Raw genomic sequence first — 21,037 nt, forward strand, 5'->3', positions numbered from 1 at the left:
AGGGCTTTTTGGCTTTAGTTTTATAGTTGTTTAAAGTTCTTTTGTGCTTCTAGGATAATGGGTGCCAGACGTTCGATATCAGACTGTGTACCACGAAGCTCGAAGTCCCCTAACATAGGGAAACCAAAACGTTTACTATATTGCTTAGCAGTTAGGCAGTATTGATTGTTGAAGTTGCGGTTACCAGAACCGATGATACCAAAGCAACGTTTGTAGTTATCATGGGCTGCGATAAAGTCTCCCAGTGGATTAGTTAGGATTTCGACATCTCCATTGTCGATGCCATTGCCTCCTTCAAGGTAGGTTGGCAATAGAGCGACAAAGGGTTCGTCCACTTGGAAGGTTTCATGATTGAGTTCTTTAATATTGATTTGGCGACAGGTAATCCCGTGTTTTAGGGATAAATAATCAGACATCCGTTTGACAAAGCTTTGGGTATTGCCACTAAGACTAATATACACGAGGGTAAGTTGAGACATAAGCGTCCTCTTTCTATCTATATCTTGTGTTTGCTCAATCATTCTAACACAAGATATTGTGTTTTTCAAGTTGCCTCCTTCTGGCTAAGAATTGCTTATCTAGCTCTTTTTCTTTACTTGTAAAAGTGATAAAATAAAGGATAATTAAAAAGTAGCGAAGGAAGAAATCATGGCTAAAGATAAAAATATAACAGGCGAAGAAATTTTAGACATTTGCTCGGCTTACATGTCAGCAGATGATTTAAAATTAGTGGAAAAAGCCTGGCATTATGCGACGGAGGCTCATAATGGGCAATTTCGTCAGTCAGGAGAACCTTATATTATCCACCCTATTCAAGTGGCAGGTATCTTGGCAGATCTCCATCTTGATGCAGTGACAGTGGCCTGTGGTTTCTTGCATGATGTCGTTGAAGACACCGAAAAGACGCTAGATGATTTGGAAGCAGATTTTGGCCTTGATGTACGAAATATCGTAGATGGTGTTACTAAGCTTGGTAAGGTCGAGTACAAGTCACACGAGGAGCAACTAGCTGAAAATCACCGTAAGATGCTTATGGCCATGTCTAAGGATATTCGTGTTATCTTGGTTAAATTGGCAGACCGTTTGCATAATATGCGTACCCTTAAGCATCTTCGTAAGGACAAGCAAGAGCGTATTTCTCGTGAAACTATGGAAATCTATGCTCCCTTGGCTCACCGTTTGGGTATCAGCCGTATTAAATGGGAACTGGAAGATATGGCCTTCCGTTATCTTAACGAGGTGGAATTCTACAAAATTTCCCACATGATGAAGGAAAAACGCCGTGAACGTGAGGAACTTGTGGATGAGATTGTCGCTAAAATCAAGACCTATACCTCTGAACAGGGACTTGTCGGAGACATTTATGGCCGCCCCAAACACATCTACTCAATTTATCGTAAGATGCGTGATAAGAAGAAGCGCTTCGATCAAATTTATGATTTGATTGCCATTCGCTGTGTCATGGAGACGCACAGTGATGTTTATGCCATGTTGGGTTACATCCACGAGCTTTGGCGCCCCATGCCTGGTCGCTTCAAAGACTATATTGCCAATCCTAAATCCAACGGTTACCAGTCTATCCATACAACGGTTTATGGGCCAAAAGGGCCTATTGAAATTCAAATCCGTACTAAGGAAATGCACCAAGTTGCCGAATACGGGGTTGCAGCTCATTGGGCTTACAAGAAAGGTATCAAGGGCAAGGTAGATTCGAAAGAATCTGCTTTGGGAATGAACTGGATTAAAGATCTCGTGGAACTCCAAGATGCCTCAAATGGCGATGCTATGGGATTTGTGGACTCTGTTAAAGAGGATATCTTCTCAGAACGTATCTACGTCTTTACACCAAATGGAGCTGTTCAGGAATTGCCTAAAGATTCGGGTCCTATTGACTTTGCCTATGCCATCCATACCCAAGTCGGTGAAAAGGCTACAGGTGCTAAAGTCAATGGTCGTATGGTTCCTCTGACTGCTAAGCTCAAGACAGGTGACGTGGTTGAGATTGTCACCAATGCTAATTCTTTTGGTCCTAGCCGTGACTGGATTAAGATGGTTAAGACCACTAAGGCCAGAAATAAGATTCGTCAATTCTTTAAAAATCAAGACAAAGAAGCTTCTATCACCAAGGGGCGTGAGCTTTTGGTTGGCTACTTCCAAGAGCAGGGCTACATTGCCAATAAATATCTGGACAAGAAGCATATAGAGGAAATTCTTCCTCGTATGAGCGTACGCAGTGAGGAGGCTCTCTATGCGGCTGTTGGTTTTGGTGAAATCAGTGCTGCTGCTGTCTTCAATCGTTTGACGGAAAAAGAACGTCGTGAAGAAGAGCGTGCTAAGGCTAAGGCTGAAGCTGAAGAGCTAATGAAGGGTGGCGAAGTCAAGACTGAGAAGAAAGAGGTTCTTAAGGTCAAGAGTGAAAATGGGGTTATCATCCAAGGTGCCTCAGGTCTCCTCATGCGTATTGCCAAGTGCTGTAACCCAGTGCCTGGAGACGAAATTGAAGGTTACATCACTAAAGGACGTGGTATCGCCATTCACCGTTCAGACTGCCATAATATCAAGAGTCAGGAAGGTTATGAACAACGGTTAATTGAAGTAGAGTGGGATGAGCGTAATGCTAATAAATCTTATTTGGCTGAGATTGACATCTATGGTCTTAACCGTTCAGGTCTGTTGAATGATGTTCTTCAAATCTTGTCAAATACGACTAAGAGTATTGCGACGGTCAATGCGCAACCAACTAAGGACATGAAGTTTGCCAATATTCATGTTAGTTTTGAAATTGCCAACCTCATTGAATTGACTGGTCTTGTGGATAAAATTAAAATTATTCCAGATGTTTACAGTGTTAAACGTACCAATGGTTAAGGAGCTCTTGCTATGAAGATTGTGATTCAGCGCGTGCAAAAGGCCTCCGTAGCTATTGAGGATCGTACGGTTGGTGCTATTAATCAGGGTCTCTTACTCTTGGTCGGAGTGGGTCCAGAGGACACCAGAGAGGATTTGGATTATGCGGTGCGTAAGATTGTCAATATGCGCATTTTTTCAGACGAAGCTGGCAAGATGAATCTCTCTGTTAAGGATGTTAGTGGCCAGATTTTGTCGATTTCTCAGTTTACGCTTTTTGCGGATACGAAAAAAGGGAACCGACCGGCCTTTACAGGAGCTGCAAAGCCAGATATGGCTAGCCAACTCTATGACGATTTCAATCAATCCTTGTCAACCCATGTTCCTGTAGAACGAGGATGCTTTGGTGCAGATATGCAGGTTAGTCTAGTTAATGATGGGCCTGTGACCATCATTTTAGATACCAAAAATAGATAAGCAAACCATTTCCCACCTTGTATGGGAAGTGTTTTTTTGCTAGTCTAGATGACCTTCAAGACATTATAAGTTGCTAGACTGAATCTTCAGCATTTATGAATTATCTTTGTCATTTTGGAGAGATAAAAATAAAGAATATTTAATGATATTAAAAATGTTGCTCTAGAATTTCTAAAAAAAATCTGACCATTCATGATGAAAAAGTTACCGTTTACGAGGATTACCGGAAATTCCCTTGTTTTACAAAAAAGATTAAGTTAACATTAATTTCATAAGAAACACTAAGCGGTTTTTATGAAACTAAAAACGACTCGAGTTTACTGCATGCAAATAAAATAGTGATAATTTGAAACGCCGAGGTGATAAAGATTTTGTAGAAGGATAGAGATAGATGTCAAAGAAAGTATCGTCAACTAAATTATTATCAGGTTTGTTTGTAGCTGGTGGTGTCTTGGGAATTAGTCAAGTAGCCAAGGCAGATAACGTTGTCAGTTCCGAAGCAACCAACCCCGCCATTACCAGCAAGGCAGATAACTTGGTCGTGGTACCAACTGAGGTGGTTGCTCCAGTTGCAACAACAGAAATAGGTCCATCGTCTGCAGCTGTTACGACAGATACGGCAACAACTGCGACTGCTACCACAGTATTTTCCCAAGCGGTACCAACAGAGAGCGCTAGCTCAGAAACTCTTGTAGCTAGTGAAGCGCTAGCTCCTGAGTCAGCTGCTGTGGAAACCATCACATCATCATCTGATAATGCTACGGAAGCAGGACGTCATTCAACAGCCCAAGTAACACCAGTTACTGGAGTGACAGAACAAAACTTGAATGGCGATGCTTACTTGACAGATCCAGAAACAACAAAAGCAGCCTATAGTAAGGCTGATGGTGATGTTAACTACTCTGTTGTTGTATCTAACCCAAGAGCAGAAACTCAAACTTTGACTGTCAACTTGACCCTTCAACAGGCTTCAGAAATCATCGGTCAAGATAATGTTGATGTGACATTGGCAGCAGGGGCTTCGGTTAAGGTTTCAAATTTGACTGTTGCGTCAGAATGGTTGATAAACAACACAGGTTACTTGGTGACAATCAGTGTCAACGACAAATTGGGTAAAGCCTTGACAAGTAAACGTGTTGGCTTATCTGTTGAAGATGATTGGACAGTCTTCCCACGTTACGGTATTGTAGCAGGTTCACCGACTGATCAAAATAGTATCCTTGTCAAAAATCTTAAGGCCTACCGTAAAGAGCTTGAGCTTATGAAGTCTATGAATATTAACTCTTATTTCTTCTACGATGCTTATAGTGAAGCTACCAATCCTTTCCCAAAGGGTGTTGATAGCTTTGTTCAAAAATGGAATACCTGGAGTCACACCCAGGTTGACACTAAGGCCGTTAAAGAATTGGTGAATCAAGTGCATAAGTCTGGCGCTGTTGCCATGCTCTATAACATGATTTCAGCAGATTCAAATCCAAAGAATCCAGCCCTTCCGCTCGCTGCTTTGGTTTATAATTTCTATGACAGCTTTGGTAAGAAGGGTGAGCCGATGACTTACACTATCGGTGACAACCCAACTCAAGTTTACTATGATCCAGCTAATCCTGATTGGCAAAAATACATTGCAGGTGTCATGAAATCAGCCATGGACCGTATGGGATTTGATGGTTGGCAAGGTGATACAATTGGTGACAACCGTGTGACAGATTATGAGCACCGTCACAGCACAGACGAAGCTGACTCACACATGATGTCTGATTCATATGCATCATTTATTAATGCCATGAAAGACCTTATTGGTGAGAACTATTACATCACAATCAATGATGTCAATGGCGGTAATGATGATAAATTAGCCAAGGCACGTCAAGATGTTGTTTATAATGAGCTTTGGACAAACGGTGGTTCAGTGCTTCCAGGACGTATGCAAGTTGCCTATGGGGATTTGAAAGCACGCATTGATATGGTCCGCAATAAAACTGGTAAATCACTCATCGTCGGTGCTTACATGGAAGAACCAGGTATTGACTATACTGTTTCTGGCGGAAAAGCAACTAACGGTGCTGGTAAAGATGCCCTTGCTGGTAAGCCATTGCAGACCGATGCGACTCTTCTCGTAGATGCGACAGTAGCTGCAGCTGGTGGTTACCACATGTCCATTGCAGCCCTTGCCAATGCTAATGCAGCCCTAAACGTCCTTCAAAGTGCTTATTACCCAACTCAATACCTGAGTGTGGCTAAGGATGCTATTCGTAAGCTTTACAATTACCAACAGTTTATTACTGCTTACGAAAACCTTCTTCGTGGCGAGGGTGTGACTAACAGCATTCAAGCTGTGTCTATCAAGAATGCTGCTGGTGAAATCCTTTCTAAAGATGCGCTAGGTGTGACGGGAAATCAAGTTTGGACATTTGCTAAATCAGGAAAAGGTTTCTCAACTGTTCAAATGATTAACATGATGGGTATCAATGCGGGCTGGCATAATGAAGAGGGGTATGCGGATAATAAAACACCGGATGCACAAGAAAATCTCACAGTTCGTCTTAGCCTAGCAGGTAAAACAGCTCAAGAAGCCGCTAAGATTGCCAATCAAGTCTATGTGACATCACCAGATGATTGGGCAACTTCAAGCATGAAGAAGGCACAAGCAAGCCTTGAAACAGATGACAATGGTCAACCAGTCCTTGTCATTTCAGTTCCTAAGTTGACTCTCTGGAACATGCTTTACATCAAGGAAGATACAAGAGCAACACCGGTAGCACCGGTTATCTTAAAATCAGTTACTAACCAAGCTGGTAAGAAAGCAGATAATACCGTAACAGCTGAAGCAAGCTCAGAAACAGCTCATTCAGAAAACATATCAGTAACTAAAGATTCAGAAGTTTCTACAGATGTGAAACCGATTGTTGAACATGTTCAACCAGATGAAACAATGCAACCAGCACCATTAGTTGATACACTCATAAAATCAGCAGCTATCCCAGTATCTATGGAATCAGAAACACCATTTGATGAGAAAGATGGAGACCTGGTATCTAACTCTGGTCAAGGAGCGCCAGAATCAGCTTCAGTAAATACACTAGCTTCGGAGGCCATAAGCTTAGCGACTTCAGAAGCATTATCAGACATTTTAGAAAGTGCAACGGTATCATCAGCAACCTCAGTCAACACAAGGGCTTCAGCATCTTCAATGTCTGAATCAGAGCCTGCAAGCAGTGCCATGGTCTCAGAGTCGGCCATTGCAACGACAACAGTCGTTTCAGAATCACATGTAGTGGCTGAACCAGTCCTTTCATTGACAGAATCAGAAAGTCAAGTGAGTCCTTCAGAAGTGGCTTCGGCGACTTCTGAAACAGTAGGCACATCAGAAGAGGTCATCCTTGGTGGACTATCAGAAAACATCAATAGTTGGAATAGATTCCCTGATTCTCCACGTGTATCAGAATCCTTGCCAAGTACTTCAGAAACAATCACAGAAGCAGCGTCACTCTTTAGCAATTATGCAAGATATTCAGAAACAGCAAGCTCAGAAGTTCATTCTATGGTAGCAGCATCTTCAGAAGCTTCTATTGAAAAATTAGCAGTATCTATTTTAAAGGATACTGAGGGTGGTTTATATGATGCAAGGACAATTAGAAATATTGTTGAGATGATTGATAGCATCACGACAAATGTTCGTTACACTCATGGGACCCTTCAAGAAGTTGCTAACACAGCCTCATCAGATAACACCTACAGTGGTAGTCAAAATCTTAATATTGCCAATAAAACCACAACACAAAAAGGTGATAAAGGAACGACAGAAGGTCTCAAAGAGACAATTGTCAAAACAGCAAAATCTCATAAGTGGGGGGAACATGCTGTGGCTATCCTTACAGCCATTGTTTTAGCAGGTGCAGCCGCACTGGCAGCCCTTCGTAATTTCTTGATGTCAAAAAAAGATAACAAATAATAGGTAAAACTCTTTGTGCCAACAAGGAGTTTTCTTTGGGTAAACTGCTATTTCTCTGAAAATTGTGATACAATAGAAATAGTTTGAATATTGTGTCAAAGGAGAGCCAATGATTACTGCAAATGATATCGTAAAGGCTAACGAAGTCTTAAAAAACGTAGTGGAACGTACACCACTAGATTTTGATCGCTATTTGTCTGAAAAATACGGAGCAACCATCTATATTAAAAAAGAAAACATGCAAAAGGTGCGCTCTTTCAAATTGCGTGGAGCCTACTATGCCATCCATCAGTTAAGCGATGAGGATAAGGCACGTGGAGTGGTTTGTGCATCAGCCGGCAACCATGCTCAAGGGGTTGCCTACACTTGTAACGAGATGAAGATTCCGGCAACCATCTTTATGCCAGTAACAACGCCTCACCAAAAAATTGGTCAAGTCCGTTTCTTTGGTGGCAAGTTTGTAACAATCAAATTGGTGGGAGATACCTTTGATGCTTCTGCTCAAGCAGCACAGGAATATACCAAGTCTGAAGGCATGACTTTCATTGCTCCATTCGACGATTATAATGTCCAAGCGGGTCAAGGAACAGTTGCTTATGAAATTTATGAGCAGGCTCAAGAGGAGGGTGTTTCCTTTGATAGTATCTTGGTTCCAGTAGGTGGTGGTGGTCTCATCTCTGGTGTTTCTACTTATATCAAAGATGTGGCACCATCTATGGAGGTTATCGGTGTTGAAGCTAGTGGCGCTCGTAGCATGAGAGCAGCTTTTGACCGTGGCTATCCTGTAAAACTCGAAGAAATCGATAAATTTGCGGATGGGATTGCTGTCCAAAAGGTGGGAACCAAAACTTACGAAGTGGCTCGTAAACATGTGGATCGCCTCTTGGGTGTTGATGAAGGGCTGATTTCAGAAACCTTAATTGATATGTACTCTAAAGTTGGTACCATTGCAGAACCTGCAGGTGCAGCTTCTGTAGCGGCCCTTGAAGTGATTAAAGATGAGATTAAGGGAAAAACCATCGTTTGTATCATCTCAGGAGGTAACAATGACATCAACCGTATGCCAGAGATGGAAGAACGTGCCCTTATTTATAATGGCATCAAGCACTATTTTGTGGTTAATTTTCCACAACGTCCAGGTGCCCTTCGTGAATTTGTAAATGATATCTTGGGACCAAATGACGACATCACTCGTTTTGAGTACATCAAACGTGCCAATAAAGGCAAAGGTCCAGTTCTTATTGGCGTGGCTCTTAGTGATAAGAATGATTATGATGGCCTGCTTGAACGTCTTTCGGAATTTGACCCAAGTTACATTAATCTTCACGGTAATGAAACACTTTACAATATGCTTGTCTGAGGGCAAGTTTACCTAAGAAGAAAAGAACCGACGAAAGTTGGTTTTTTGTTTTTATTAAGAATAAAAACAGAAAGTTAAAAAAGATTTTAACAAAATAAGTCTGTTAAGCCTTGTAATTTTATTATTTATACACTTTAAGAGTCCGAATGTATTTGCAAATATAAATATTAGATTAGAAAGAAAGAGCGCAATTATTTTCTGAAAATATATAACGACTAGTAAAAGTGTTGTAATACCAATGTTTTTATCTTTTAAGGAATACTAAAAAAGCTATTAAATTTTTTAAAAAAATACCAAAAAAGTCTTGACAAATTTTCGGGGGGGGGGATAATTAGTGAGGCATTTTAATTAATGGGGTGTGTTTAAAAGTCAAAAGGAGTTTATGATGAATTCTAAGAAAATCATTTCATCAGTTTCCTTGGCGACAGCTGTCCTTGCGACAGGTATCATTAGCCAAGAAGCACATGCTGATAGTGTTGATACTACTACGACAACAGCCAGTCAGGCACAGCCCCAGTTAGTTACCGCAGAACAAGTTGCATCCGCAAAAGCAACATTTGAAAATAATCAAGAAGCTCAAGCACAAGCTCAGTCAGTGGCTGACAGTAAAAAGCAGGCTTTAGATACTGCTAAAGCAAATACCACAACAGCACAAGATGCTGTTGCAAAAGCAGAGACGGCCGCAGCCTCAGCGACAGATACTAATATTCAGGTGGCTAAAGAGGCTATCCCAACAGCTGAAACTAAGGTACAGTCTGCTAAAGAAGCTGTTGAAACTGCGAAAACGGATGTTACCACAAAAGAGGCTAGTCAGTCGCAAGCACAAGAAGCCGTTAATAAAGCACAAGGTAATGTGAACCAAGCTCAGGAAGCGGTTGATGAAGCGACACAAATTCAGTCTGAAAAACAAGCAGTAGTTGATAAAAGTGCTAAGGAAGTTGAAGTAGCTAAACAAGGTGTTACCAATGCACAGGCTACACTGGCTGAGAAGACTAGCAAAGTATCACAAGCTAAACAGAGCGTTGAAACAGCTAAACAAAATGATGCAAAACTTGATGCTGATATAAAAGCTGCAGATATCAATGCTGAAAAAGCATACCAAACCGCTCAAGTTGCTAAAAGTGATGTTGATGCCGCAAAAACAAAAGCTGATGAAACAGCACAAGTGCTTAGAGATGCGAATCACCCAACACATATCGTAATGAGTGATGAGTTTAAGCAAAACCTTAAATATTTGTTGTTTGAAGCACCAACAAATAACATGGCAGCCCTTAGTGCAGCTGTAGATAAAGTAATTCAATCAGAAGCTGAATCAAGCAAATTGAATGACGCATATTTTGACACATTTACACCGGATACAACTGGTGTCAAATATGATGTTGAGCATCTTCCAATTGAATTGCAAACAGAATTGAGTCAATATATGGCTTATTTGGTTAATGATGTTCGTGCACAACTTGGTCAACCAAAACTTGTTGTTAATACCGATGCCATCAAATTTGCCAGCCTAGTAGCTGAAAAATATGCTAAGAATCATGACCCATTTAGTGGACATGATATGAAAGCGGTCAACGAAGCCGCAAAAGAAATGGGCTATTGGTATAGTAAAAATAACACTATTAATTCCTATGAAAACATGGCTGGTGATATTATTAAATCATCATATCAAATTGATGACAATGCTAACAGTCTATATAAAGTTGGAGATAAAGTTGAAGCAACAAAATCAGAATTGTATCAATTAATTGCCGATAATGTTGCAGGCTTTGTATACGAAGGTGAAATGAATGGTTCATATGGACATGTGGGTTCATTAGTTAAGCAACCATCATTGGGTCTTGCCATTACATTGACTCATACAGACCAAGGTTTTGGTGACATTCCAATGACTGAAACACATGTACTTTTAGTGCCCGAACATGACTATGCTAATTATGATAAGAAGTTGCTAGATTCAAGCAAGAATGTACCTGATTTCGTAATTCCAGATAAGCAAGCAGCAGAAGTTGCCGACCGAGCAGCGCAAGCAGCCTTGGTGACCGCAACGGCACAAGCACAAGCAGCACAAACACGTTTTGAACAAGCAAAAGCCGTATATGATGCATTGGTAGCAACACCACGTCAAACAGCCGATGCAGAAGCCAAATTGGCAACCGCAAAAACGGAATTGGCGAATGCCCAAGCAGCCCTTGAAACAGCTGAAAGCACACTAGCAACAGTGACAGCATCACATGCTGATAAAGTAGCAGCTTTGGATATGGCAAAAACAGCCCGTGATGAAGCTGTAAATGCTTTGACTGCTGCACAAAATAAATTAGATGTAGCTAACCAAGAATTAGCACAACGTAAAACAGCTACAACATTAGCAAAAGAGAAACTAGCTGAACTTGAACAAGCTGTGAAAGATGCTGAGCAAGCAGTAATAGATGCAAAAGCTACTTATGAGCAACTTGTGAAAGCTAAAGCTAATCTTGAAACTGCTCGACAAGCTTACGCCAAAGTAGTGGCAGCACAAGATGCTGCTCAAGTTGCCTATGACAAAGCAATTGTAGCATTAACAAATGCGAAAGCTCAAACGGCATTGAGTGGCACCAAGTATACTAACTTAAAAGCTGCCTATGATGCTCGTATTGCTTATGAAGCGGCTCAACGAAAGGCAAAAGAAGAAGCGCTACGCCGACAAGCTGAGCGTGATGCTAAAGCTAAACAAGTAAGACAGGATGTGAATAGTACTCAGAATAATCGTGTGAACTCAAATACATATGTTGGAGTTCATACGACATCATTTGCTGCTGCTCAAGTAGCAACAGCAGAGGCGACGCAAGCAGTCGTAAACCGTCGTGGCACGACTGACTATCAAGCGCCACTCCCACAAACTGGTGAAACCGATACAGCAGTTTATCTTTTAGCAGGACTAGGCATCCTTGGACTTGCAGGTGTGACAGCTCGTAAACGTCGTGGATAAAGATGACTTTACACCATATTTATTGAAAAGGGATATTGTAAAATGAAAAATATGAAAAAAATGTTATTAGGTGTTTCTCTTCTAGCTATGAGTCTTGTTTTGGTAGCCTGTAGTTCAGGCCCTAAAGGGACCTATAAGGGAAAAACTATGGGAGTTGAAGTGACACTTAAGTCTGATGGTAAAAAAGCAACCATGACTTCAGAGTCAAACTTTTTGGGAATGAGTTCTTCTCAAGATGAAGAACTTACCATAGATAAGAAGAATAAGACTATGAAATCAGATAAAGGAATCACCTATGACTATACCTTGGACGGTGATAAGTTGACCTTGACTGCTAAAGGTTTGAAAGCTGAATTAACCAAAGAAAAATAATAAAAGTGGAACTATCTAGATTGTGCTAGGTAGTTCCTTTTGAAAGGGTATTATGAAAAAGAAACTATTAAGTCTTGTATTGTTGTCTAGTCTGTTGCCACTTGTCGCTTGCCAGAAGCTACCGACATCACAGACGAAAATTAAAAATTCGACTTCAACAACTTCTCAAGTGAAAGAGTCACAGAATGAGGCTCCTTCAACCTCAAGTAGTTCTAGTAAAAAAGAAGATAACGAAAAACTCTATGCATCTGTTCTAGACATTTATCGTCCGATTATTGTGAATAAAAGTGTATCTTCTGTTCCTAGTGGTCTCGCCACTGATGAAGCTTATGCAACTAATATTATTTTTGATGCGGTCAATGCAGGTGAAACTATTCAATATAGTTTTGCTGATATTAATAAGGATGGTAAGGATGAACTTCTAATTGGATCTCCTGAAAAGGTACACGCTATTTATTATCTTAATAATACGGATCAGCCTGTGTTTGCTATTAGTGCTGGGACTTCTGCCAAGGGTGGTTATTTGACTGATATGAAGATTTACAGTGATGGTACCATCTACTGTCAACAATTCCAGAGAATGAGACCTGAAGCTAAGGCAGAAACTTATGAAATTAAGAATGGAGCTTTCAATCAGACACAGTCTGTTGACTTTAGTATGGCAGATACAAAAGATGGCACAAGTCTAGTTGGTCTTAGTGGTGCTAGTTTATTTGAACTAGGTCAGGAGTCATGGAAAGATTTTAGCGATTCCAATGACAGTCAGACTAGTACAAATGAAGCTAAGAATGACTCTAGTAGTAAAGAAAGTAGTTCAAGCAAGTCTGATGCTAAACAGTCTGGCATGGATATTAATGCTATTCAAAAAGGTGACTTCTCTAGTGTTGCTGGAACTTGGAAAAATGGTAGAGGTGACACCTTGACCTTTGATAATAACGGTTTAGTTAGTGATAAAGAGAAGGTAGTGACTGAATATGCGAAATTTACAGATGGCTACCTCACTGCAAGTACTGGACCAAAATCAGGCGTAGGACCTGGTGGCGCAGCTATGGCATTTCTTCCTACAGGTGTATCCTTAACGAGTGCTGTTACCTCATCAAATGACAACGTAGATGACCAATCAGACAAAAATAAGGACCGTATATGGACCGGTCAGTCGCTATTTGGAACAACTGATGATAGTTATTTTTATTATAAAGTAAACTAATTTTGTTAATGTATGTTAGAGGTTAAAATATGAAGCAATTTGGTAAGTGGCTGTTAGTTATTGTAGTGACGATTATAGCTTTGAAATATACTTATGGTCTTCTTTACAATGTTTTTCAACCATTTAGTGATTTTTTGATTACACATTTATCTTTTCCTGACTGGTTAGCAAATTTCCTAGGCGGAACCTTTCATACTAGTGTTTATGTACTTGCTGTTTGGTGGTTTTCTGGTATCCTTGGTCTGGTTCCTCGTCTTGGTCAGTTCATTGAAAAGTATGGTTGGGTAGTTTTTATTCTTTCGTGGTTAGGTATTAGTGCAACTATAATTATTGCCCTCTTAGTTCTTGCAGCTATAGCTATTTGTTATTTATTCTCAGAGACAATGAATGAGCCAAGCGAAAGTAACACGATATCGGGTGGTGGTATGGATACCTCTGTTCAGAATAATATTCGTCGTCAAGATGACAGAAACAAGGCTTTGGATGAACGTGACCGTATTGAAAGAGGTTTACAACATCAGAAACGTTGTGCGGAACGTGGGGGAAACCAAGCAGATGCACGATATTATCAGGATGCAATTGATGCTAATCGGAGGAATTCTCCTCGTTGATCGTCTTTCAGCCTTTGACCCAAGTTATATTAATCTTCACGGTAATGAAACACTTTACAATATGCTTGTCTGAGGACAAGTTTACCTAAGGAGAAAAGAACCGACGAAAGTTGGTTTTTTCTATTTGTAAATAGAAGAAAGTTCTTGTTTCCAAACTAAAACCCTCAGTATTTCTACTGAGGGCTATTGTCGTTATTCGATAATTAAGAGTCCATCTTTGATGGCGAATGGATTGTCTTTGTTAATATGGTCGTAGAACATGATACCGTTAGTATGGTCAATTTCGTGTTGGACAACGATTGAATTGTAGCCACGGAATTTGATGCGTTTCTTTTCACCTTCTTTGTTGAAGTATTCAACGGTTACACGTGCGTGGCGAACAACGTAGCCAGGGACATCACGGTCTACTGAAAGGCATCCTTCTCCCTCACCTAGGGCAGCATCCTGAACAGAATGGGCAACGACTTTAGGGTTGTACATAATCTCTTGAAGGCTGTAGGCTTCTTTTGGTGGATTACCTTCAGCGTCTTCAGGGTTTGGAACGAGAACGGCGATAATGCGTTTTGAAATATCCAATTGTGGGGCTGCAAGACCGACTCCCCCACGAAGCCCCATTTTTTCAGCAATGATAGGATCCTGTGAATTACGAAGAAATTGCATCATTTTTTCACCCAGGATAATATCTTCATCTGAAAGTGGAAGGGTTACGTCTTCAGCGACAGCACGTAAGGTTGGGTTACCTTCACGAATGATATCATTCATATCAATCATATGGCTGGCGCGGATAATTTTAGTTTGAGCGTCCATTTATTTACCTCTATTTTCTTTGATTTACTTGTTTATAACTATAGCACAAAAGGGGTGAAAATTAAACCATCAAGGGTTCAGCGAAAGCTTTTTCTAATCAATAAAAGCTAGTGTTTCCAAGGTCTGTCGCTGTAAGATACCATAGGTCTTAAAGGCTACCTTTTCAATGATTCCTTGGTCGATAAACTGTTTGATGACTCTTTGGACATGGCGGTAGCTGGTCCCAAAACTGGCTGCTAAAATAGATGGCGACAGTTGGAAGTTACCCTCTTCCTCAATACTCAAGATGTGGGTAGCCAAACGCTCCCTGACAGGGTAGCTAACATTTCTTGAGGCAGTAATACCTTGCTTATGTAGTGCCATTGCTAGGTTACGCCCAATTTGATAGAGAAAAACTGGGTCTTCGAGGAGCGATTCTTTATCATTTAATGGCAGTTGAACTGCCTGAACGTCTTCGAGGGCAATGACTGAGGAACCCGCTAATTGATTAGTCATGAGTTCAACGTCTCCCAATAGCTGTGGTTGGTGAAGCATTTCTAGGATATGTTCTTTACCATTGGATAGGGAGCGAACAATTTTTACTCTACCTGATAAAATGTAGGTTAGCTCAGTGATAGCTTGCCCTTGTGTGCATATGTAGTCGCCTTTCTGAAAGGGGACCTTTTGTAATTGATTAAGGTAGGCTACAGGAAAGACCTGGTCAAGCTGAGGTCTTGTAGTGGGATTAGGCATATGTCTCCTTTTTAGGACCTAGGTCCTATTTTTTTAGCTCTTCTTAGATTATAATGAAAAAATAACTATCAGACAAGTAAAGAAAGGATGCTCTTATCCCGATACTATGACAAAAATTTTAGAAAAAATAAGCCTGCTTGGGCTGTCCTTGCTTTTGATTTCGGCCTTCTCGATTTCAACCGCTCTACCACCTATGTTGGACTACTATAGTCCAACCTATATTGCTTCTCAAGTCGAGCTTTTAGTGTCTGTTCCTTCATTTTCTGTAGTGGCTATGCTCTTACTTAACCCTTTTGTTGACAAATGGTTAAATGATAGACAATTGATTATGACAGGTTTAATCTTACTAAGTAGTGCTGGAATCTTCCCCTTCTTTGTTCAATTGTATCCACTTGTTTTACTGTCACGTCTTGTTTTTGGAATGGGAATTGGTCTCATCAATGCTAAGGCTATTTCCATTATCAGTCAGCGTTATCAGGGCAAAGAGAGGGTTCAAATGCTTGGGATTCGAGGTTCCATGGAATTGATTGGTGGAGCGTCGTGTTCCCTTTTGGTTGGACAATTACTGAAAATTCATTGGACACTTGCTTTTCTTATCTATGGTTTTGGTTTTATCATCCTAGCCATGTACCTCCTCTTTGTACCACCAATGGAGCAGACAGAGAAGAAAGAGGCACAAAAAAGTAAACAAGGTCTGGATAAAAAAGATTTGGCTATGATTTTAGGTATGGCCCTCTTGGCAGGTTTTGTGATTTGCGTTAATTCATCGATTAGTTTGCGCGTGCCCCTGTTTCAAATTGATGGTAAGACCATTGCCAGTGGACAATCAGCTCTGGTCCTTAGTTTGGAGCAGGGAATTGGGATTGTAGCTGGACTTAGTTTTGCCTCACTAATCGGTCACATTAAGCACCGTCTCTTGCCAATGGCGCTGTTTTGCCTATCTACTTGCCTACTTGGAATATCCCTAGCTAACAACTTGCTGATATTGATTTTGTCTTCTGTTGGTGTTGGTTTCTTTTACAATGTTGTTTTGACCATTATCTTTAACCGTCTTTCTGAACGTATTACTAGAAATTTGCTGAATAAGGCGACGGCTTATGTTCTCCTAGGATGCAACTTAGGCTCAGCCGTATCTCCTTATGTTTTAAAATTGTTGGCACTGGTCTCTCCAAGTTTTAGTTGGATTTTCCTAGCTTATGCTGTGGTCAGTTTTCTACTTTTCCTAGGATTCCTTCTGAATTCAAAAATGGTCAAAAAAGCCTAGGCCATGAAAGTCTTAAACAAGGAATCTTACGATTGACAAAGATTAGTAGATAAGCTAAAATAGAGAGGTCGTAAAGACAAACCAACTCTTTCTTGGTTTTAGGAGAGCCAATCCTAAGACTCGGATGGAGCAAAAAAAGGAGAAAAAACATGGCAATCTCAAAAGAGAAAAAAAATGAAATCATTGCACAATACGCACGTCACGAAGGTGACACTGGTTCAGTAGAGGTTCAAGTTGCTGTCCTTACTTGGGAAATCAACCACCTTAACGACCACATCAAACAACACAAAAAAGACCACGCTACTTACCGTGGTTTGATGAAAAAAATCGGTCACCGTCGTAACTTGTTGGCATACCTTCGTCGCACAGACGTTAACCGTTACCGTGAGTTGATCAGCTCACTTGGACTCCGTCGTTAATAACGATACTAAGGGCGTAGAAAATCCGTATGAAAATAGGGAAACGACGTCGTGTTCAAGGAACACAAGGAGTTTCATCTTTTTCACTAGGATTTTAGCCCGAGTTCAAAACAGCTCTCTAGACTCAGAGGGCTGTTATTTTTGTCTTTGGTTTATGTTTAATTCAAGATACAAAGGCCGTCAAAAGCACAAAGCAAAAATAGGAAAATTGACGAAGAAACCTCAGTTTCTAGGAAATTTTATCTTTTTTGCCAAGTGCTTAGGCCGTGTTCGATTGAATACAAAAAAGTTAAGTTACTCTGTTATAGGGTAGCTTTTCTTTTTTACTAGAATTTCAGTATTATCTTCGGCTTCGGTTCCTAGCATCGTAAGGTAAAATAAACCAGATTCATCTCCCTTCGGGGAGATTTTTTATTTTCACTAGGATTTTAGCCTGAGTTCAGGGACACCGTCTTTGGAGGGTGTATTCCTCTCAAAATGTCGTTTACAATTAGTAACAATGACTTAAACATAAAGCAAAAATGACCTCCAGATTTTAGGTCTGGAGGCATCTTCTATGTTAAGATTTTTTTGATGAGTGTTTGAAATTGAGGAAGTTGATGAATGGCATTTCCAATAAGAATACCTAACATATTTAAGACAATATCTCCTAAATCAAATATTCCCATATGCCCAAAGTATTGAATGGATTCGATAGAAAATAGGGCAATAAGGCAAAGCAGTAGGTTACTTAACCGTGAAGGGAAGAGGAGCCCTAGAGGAATAAACATTAGTAGGTTCATGATAGGAACAAAGTGGCTTCCCCAGTACAGTTCTCGGGCGAAAGAAAGGGGGTTAAGCGAGAGGCCTTGTAGGCCGATATTTTTCAAAAAAAGCAGATAAAAGAGGGCTATAAAGTAAATCAGATAGAGTAAGAGTAGTGTCTGCTTTTTAAGTTTTCTAGTCAGGAGGAGTTTCAAGAAGGCGTAGATGACATAACTCAGCAAAACGATGATTACAATGTTAAGTAGAACTTGAAAATAGAAGCCATAATGGGCGATGTAATGAACGTACTGTTCGAGATGGCCTCTGTAAAACCAGTAAGATAAGCCGAATGAAACGATTCCGAGTAAGATGTCACCCAATGATTTTAATCCTTTTGCCATCGTAAGCCTCCTTTTGCATGTGATGAGTACACATTATATCAAAAAATCGTTTAAAGAAAGTTAAGAAATTGTAACGAAAATTTGGTAAAATAAACAGATAAGGCAAATTCAAAGACTAAAAAGGGCCTTTGAAACAGCATTTCTACTTTTGACTAACAATTTAATATTTTTTGTAAACAAGCTGTGAAAGCTTATAAAACAATTAAATTTTAAAAATTAGGAGTCAACATCTTGTTTCAATATTATTAAAATGTTATTATATAGTAGTGAATTTTTAACATAAAAAGGAGTTCGTCTTATGAATAAAAAGGTTTTGGCGACAGCCGGAATTGCAGCTCTTGCGGTTTCTGCCACAGTTGCTAAAGCTGATGAGGTAACGACAAACGATCAAGCCTCAACAACAGCATCAGTATCATCAACAGCTACACAAGCTGTCCCAACTCAAGCCCAAGTCGAAACGGCTAGAGAACAAGCCAACGCTGCTAATCAAGCAGTATCACAACAAGCATCAGTAGTTGCTAATAACGAAGCGACTGTTAACCAGGCGCAAGCCAACCTAGCGACGGCAGATGCCAACTTGCAACAGGCGCAAACAGCAGCCAATGAGGCAAGTCCAGAAGCTATTGCAGCTGCTCAAGGTCAAGTAACTACAGCTGAAAAAGCAGCCAATGACGCTAAGTCAGCAGTTTCTAGTGCTCAATCAGCAGAAAAATCTGCTAAAGCTGCAGCAGACAAACAACAAGCTGCGGTAAATGCAGACCAAGCTAAGGTCAATGCCAAAGCAACAGAAGTTGCCAATGCTCAAAAATCAGTTGATGCCGCTAAAGCTGCTCTCAATGGTTCTAGTGCTGCTGATGCAGCCTCTAATCAGGCTAAAGCACAGACTGTATTTGATGCAGCAACAGTAGCTGAGAAAAAAGCCCAAGAAGAATTGGCAGCCGCTCAGGCAGCTGATAAAGAAAAGGCAACTGCTATTGCAGCTAAAGAAGGGCAATTGACTGCAGATCAAAACGCAGCCAACCAAGCTAAAGCAGCTTATGAAAATGCCCAAACAGTAGCCAATGAAAAAGCAGCCGCTCTTGCAGCTGCCGAAGCAGCTAAGAAAAAAGCAGAAGCTTCAACAGCTACTACAGCCAATGCTCGCCAAAGATTCACAGTATCGTCAGAGTATGTCAATGCTCTTAAGACATATGAGTCAAAAACAGCTACAGCAGCAGAAAAAGCACAAGCTGAACAGACTTTGAAGAACGTTAACAAACGTGATCGTAGTAACAATAGCTACCAAGATAATGAAGCAGATAAAAATGTGACAATCAGTGATTTGAACAATCTTAGTGAAGCTCAAATTACAGATCTGTCATTGTATGCTTCAAGTTTGGTTAACCAAATCCGTACAGCCTTTGGTACAACTCAAACATCTGTATCTAAAGGTAGTGTATTGGCAGCAGACCGTGTTACAGATGGTTATGTTGCTGACAACTGGGGTTGGGAATCTATCCGTAATAACCAACATGATGGTGCAGCTCTTGACCGTGCTGGTAAGTCTTTCCATAGTGTAAGTATTGGTGAAAACCTCAACACATGGCAAGGTTTGACAGGTCCATTCACTCTTAATGACCTTAAGAAATATGTATTTGAAGCTATGCTTGACTTCATGTTTAATGGTAGAGAGTGGAACCACGCTCGTTCTATTGCAGGGCTTCTAGCAGATGGAGGCGAAACTTACCTTGGTACAGATGTCAGTGTCGTTGCAGGTGCCTTTAACGTTCACGTTAACAATGTGAATAAAAACTCTACTGGTCCTGATAGTGACTTTGATACGACTAAGATTCCTAATCCATATGAGACTAACCAATCTCAACCAGCTCCAAGCTCAAACCAAACAGCTGCTAAGCAAGCATATGAAGCTGCTAAACAAGCTAACGATCAAGCACAAAGTGATTTAGCAAGCAAGAAAGCAGCCTCTGAGTCTGCAACTCTTAAACTTAATAATACACAATCAGAACTTTCTGCTCTTAAAGCTTCAGCAAGCAAGTTGGCAACAGCTCAGACTAACCTCTCTGAAAAACAAGCAGCCCTTGCTACAGCCAAATCAGAATTGGAAAAGGCTAACGCTACTGTTGCCAACCTTAATGATAATGCACAAGAAAAAGCAGCAGCTCTCAGCAAAGCTCAAGCAGCTCTTGATGAAAAACAAGCTGAGCTTCAAACAGCTAAAGCTAATCTTGCAACAAGCTCTGCGGCCTTGCAACGTTTGACAAATGCTTATAACGCTGCTAAACAAGATACTGCTAAGAAACAAGCAGCCTTGACACAAGCAAACCAAGCTTTGACAGCTGCTAGGAACCGTGTAGCAGCCCTTACGAATGCTTCAGGTAATCTAGCTAAGGCTAAGGCAGAACGTGCAACAGTCTTTGATAAATTGACTGCGGCGAAAGGTGTTCTCTCAGCTGAGCGTGCGAAACTTGTTGAATTGTCCGCTAAACGTGATAAATTAACAAGCGACTATACGACTCTTCAAACTGTCTTTGATAACTATATGAAAGCTAAGGCGGACAAAGAACGTCAAACAGAATTGGCTAAAGAGTTTGCGGACATCACATCTAAAGGTCTTACACCAGTACCTGTTTATGATGCAGATGGTAAGGTTGTTGCTTTCACAACACCAGAAAAGGCAGCTCAAACAGTAGATCAAATTCCTGTAAGTTATGTTCAAACCAAAGCTGAGAAACAAGCTCCTGTACAAGAAGCAGATAGCTTGCCAGCAACAGGTGAGTCAGCTGCAGCAGGACTTAGCCTTGTAGGTTTCTTTATGACCATCTTGGCCTTCCTTGGTTTTGTTGACAGACGTACACGTCGTAACTAATCATAGACAAAAA

General features: G+C 40.6%; 15 protein-coding genes. 11 read left to right on the forward strand and 4 right to left on the reverse strand.

The window, feature by feature from the left end:
• Positions 1-20: 20 nt before the first annotated feature.
• Entirely contained in the window at positions 21-479 is a 459-nt protein-coding gene (gene nrdI, locus QRD39_RS07800; protein WP_285956151.1) for a class Ib ribonucleoside-diphosphate reductase assembly flavoprotein NrdI, read from the reverse strand.
• A 169-nt stretch (positions 480-648) separates the two neighbouring features.
• Between nrdI and QRD39_RS07805 the strand changes: the two genes are divergently transcribed.
• The 8 genes from QRD39_RS07805 (at position 649) to QRD39_RS07840 (ending at position 13,791) form a co-directional block, all read left to right on the forward strand.
• Positions 649-2,868, forward strand: a complete 2,220-nt coding sequence (locus QRD39_RS07805) for a RelA/SpoT family protein (RefSeq protein WP_004183875.1) — start codon at positions 649-651, stop codon at positions 2,866-2,868.
• 12 nt (positions 2,869-2,880) lie between these two features.
• Complete coding sequence (gene dtd / locus QRD39_RS07810) at positions 2,881-3,324, forward strand: D-aminoacyl-tRNA deacylase (protein WP_285956152.1); 444 nt, start codon at positions 2,881-2,883, stop codon at positions 3,322-3,324.
• A 391-nt stretch (positions 3,325-3,715) separates the two neighbouring features.
• Positions 3,716-7,276, forward strand: coding sequence for a glycoside hydrolase family 66 protein (locus QRD39_RS07815; protein WP_285956153.1), 3,561 nt, complete (start codon positions 3,716-3,718; stop codon positions 7,274-7,276).
• A 109-nt stretch (positions 7,277-7,385) separates the two neighbouring features.
• On the forward strand, positions 7,386-8,636 hold the full coding sequence (gene ilvA, locus QRD39_RS07820; protein WP_004183868.1) for a threonine ammonia-lyase IlvA: 1,251 nt from the start codon (positions 7,386-7,388) through the stop codon (positions 8,634-8,636).
• Between the two features lie 385 nt (positions 8,637-9,021).
• Positions 9,022-11,601 carry an SEC10/PgrA surface exclusion domain-containing protein gene (locus QRD39_RS07825; protein ID WP_285956154.1) on the forward strand — a complete coding sequence of 860 codons (2,580 nt, stop codon included), beginning with the start codon at positions 9,022-9,024 and terminating at the stop codon, positions 11,599-11,601.
• Between the two features lie 42 nt (positions 11,602-11,643).
• Positions 11,644-11,973 (forward strand): hypothetical protein, encoded by a 330-nt coding sequence (locus tag QRD39_RS07830; RefSeq protein ID WP_037612849.1) that lies wholly within the window; start codon positions 11,644-11,646, stop codon positions 11,971-11,973.
• A gap of 52 nt (positions 11,974-12,025) precedes the next feature.
• A complete protein-coding gene (locus tag QRD39_RS07835; protein WP_285956155.1) occupies positions 12,026-13,180 on the forward strand; it encodes a DUF6287 domain-containing protein in 1,155 nt (384 codons plus the stop codon).
• Positions 13,181-13,209: 29 nt separating this feature from the next.
• Positions 13,210-13,791 (forward strand): hypothetical protein, encoded by a 582-nt coding sequence (locus QRD39_RS07840; RefSeq protein WP_285956156.1) that lies wholly within the window; start codon positions 13,210-13,212, stop codon positions 13,789-13,791.
• Between the two features lie 192 nt (positions 13,792-13,983).
• Here the strand turns inward: QRD39_RS07840 and def are convergent, their stop codons facing one another.
• Both def and QRD39_RS07850 read right to left on the reverse strand, forming a co-directional pair.
• Positions 13,984-14,598, reverse strand: coding sequence for a peptide deformylase (gene def, locus QRD39_RS07845; RefSeq protein WP_021144912.1), 615 nt, complete (start codon positions 14,596-14,598; stop codon positions 13,984-13,986).
• A 93-nt stretch (positions 14,599-14,691) separates the two neighbouring features.
• On the reverse strand, positions 14,692-15,330 hold the full coding sequence (locus QRD39_RS07850; protein WP_285956157.1) for a Crp/Fnr family transcriptional regulator: 639 nt from the start codon (positions 15,328-15,330) through the stop codon (positions 14,692-14,694).
• A gap of 106 nt (positions 15,331-15,436) precedes the next feature.
• Here QRD39_RS07850 and QRD39_RS07855 point away from each other — a divergent pair, with 106 nt between their 5' ends.
• Together QRD39_RS07855 and rpsO are read left to right on the forward strand one after the other, a co-directional pair.
• Positions 15,437-16,594, forward strand: coding sequence for an MFS transporter (locus QRD39_RS07855; RefSeq protein WP_285956158.1), 1,158 nt, complete (start codon positions 15,437-15,439; stop codon positions 16,592-16,594).
• A 149-nt stretch (positions 16,595-16,743) separates the two neighbouring features.
• A complete protein-coding gene (gene rpsO / locus QRD39_RS07860) occupies positions 16,744-17,013 on the forward strand; it encodes a 30S ribosomal protein S15 (protein WP_008535715.1) in 270 nt (89 codons plus the stop codon).
• Between the two features lie 554 nt (positions 17,014-17,567).
• Here rpsO and QRD39_RS07865 read toward each other — a convergent pair.
• Positions 17,568-18,158, reverse strand: coding sequence for a VanZ family protein (locus QRD39_RS07865; RefSeq protein WP_285956159.1), 591 nt, complete (start codon positions 18,156-18,158; stop codon positions 17,568-17,570).
• 298 nt (positions 18,159-18,456) lie between these two features.
• On the opposite strand from QRD39_RS07865, the gene QRD39_RS07870 reads away from it, so the two are divergent.
• Positions 18,457-21,024 carry an SEC10/PgrA surface exclusion domain-containing protein gene (locus QRD39_RS07870; protein WP_008535719.1) on the forward strand — a complete coding sequence of 856 codons (2,568 nt, stop codon included), beginning with the start codon at positions 18,457-18,459 and terminating at the stop codon, positions 21,022-21,024.
• Positions 21,025-21,037 lie beyond the last annotated feature (13 nt).

Source organism: Streptococcus raffinosi (assembly GCF_030284685.1).
Lineage (GTDB): Bacteria > Bacillota > Bacilli > Lactobacillales > Streptococcaceae > Streptococcus > Streptococcus raffinosi.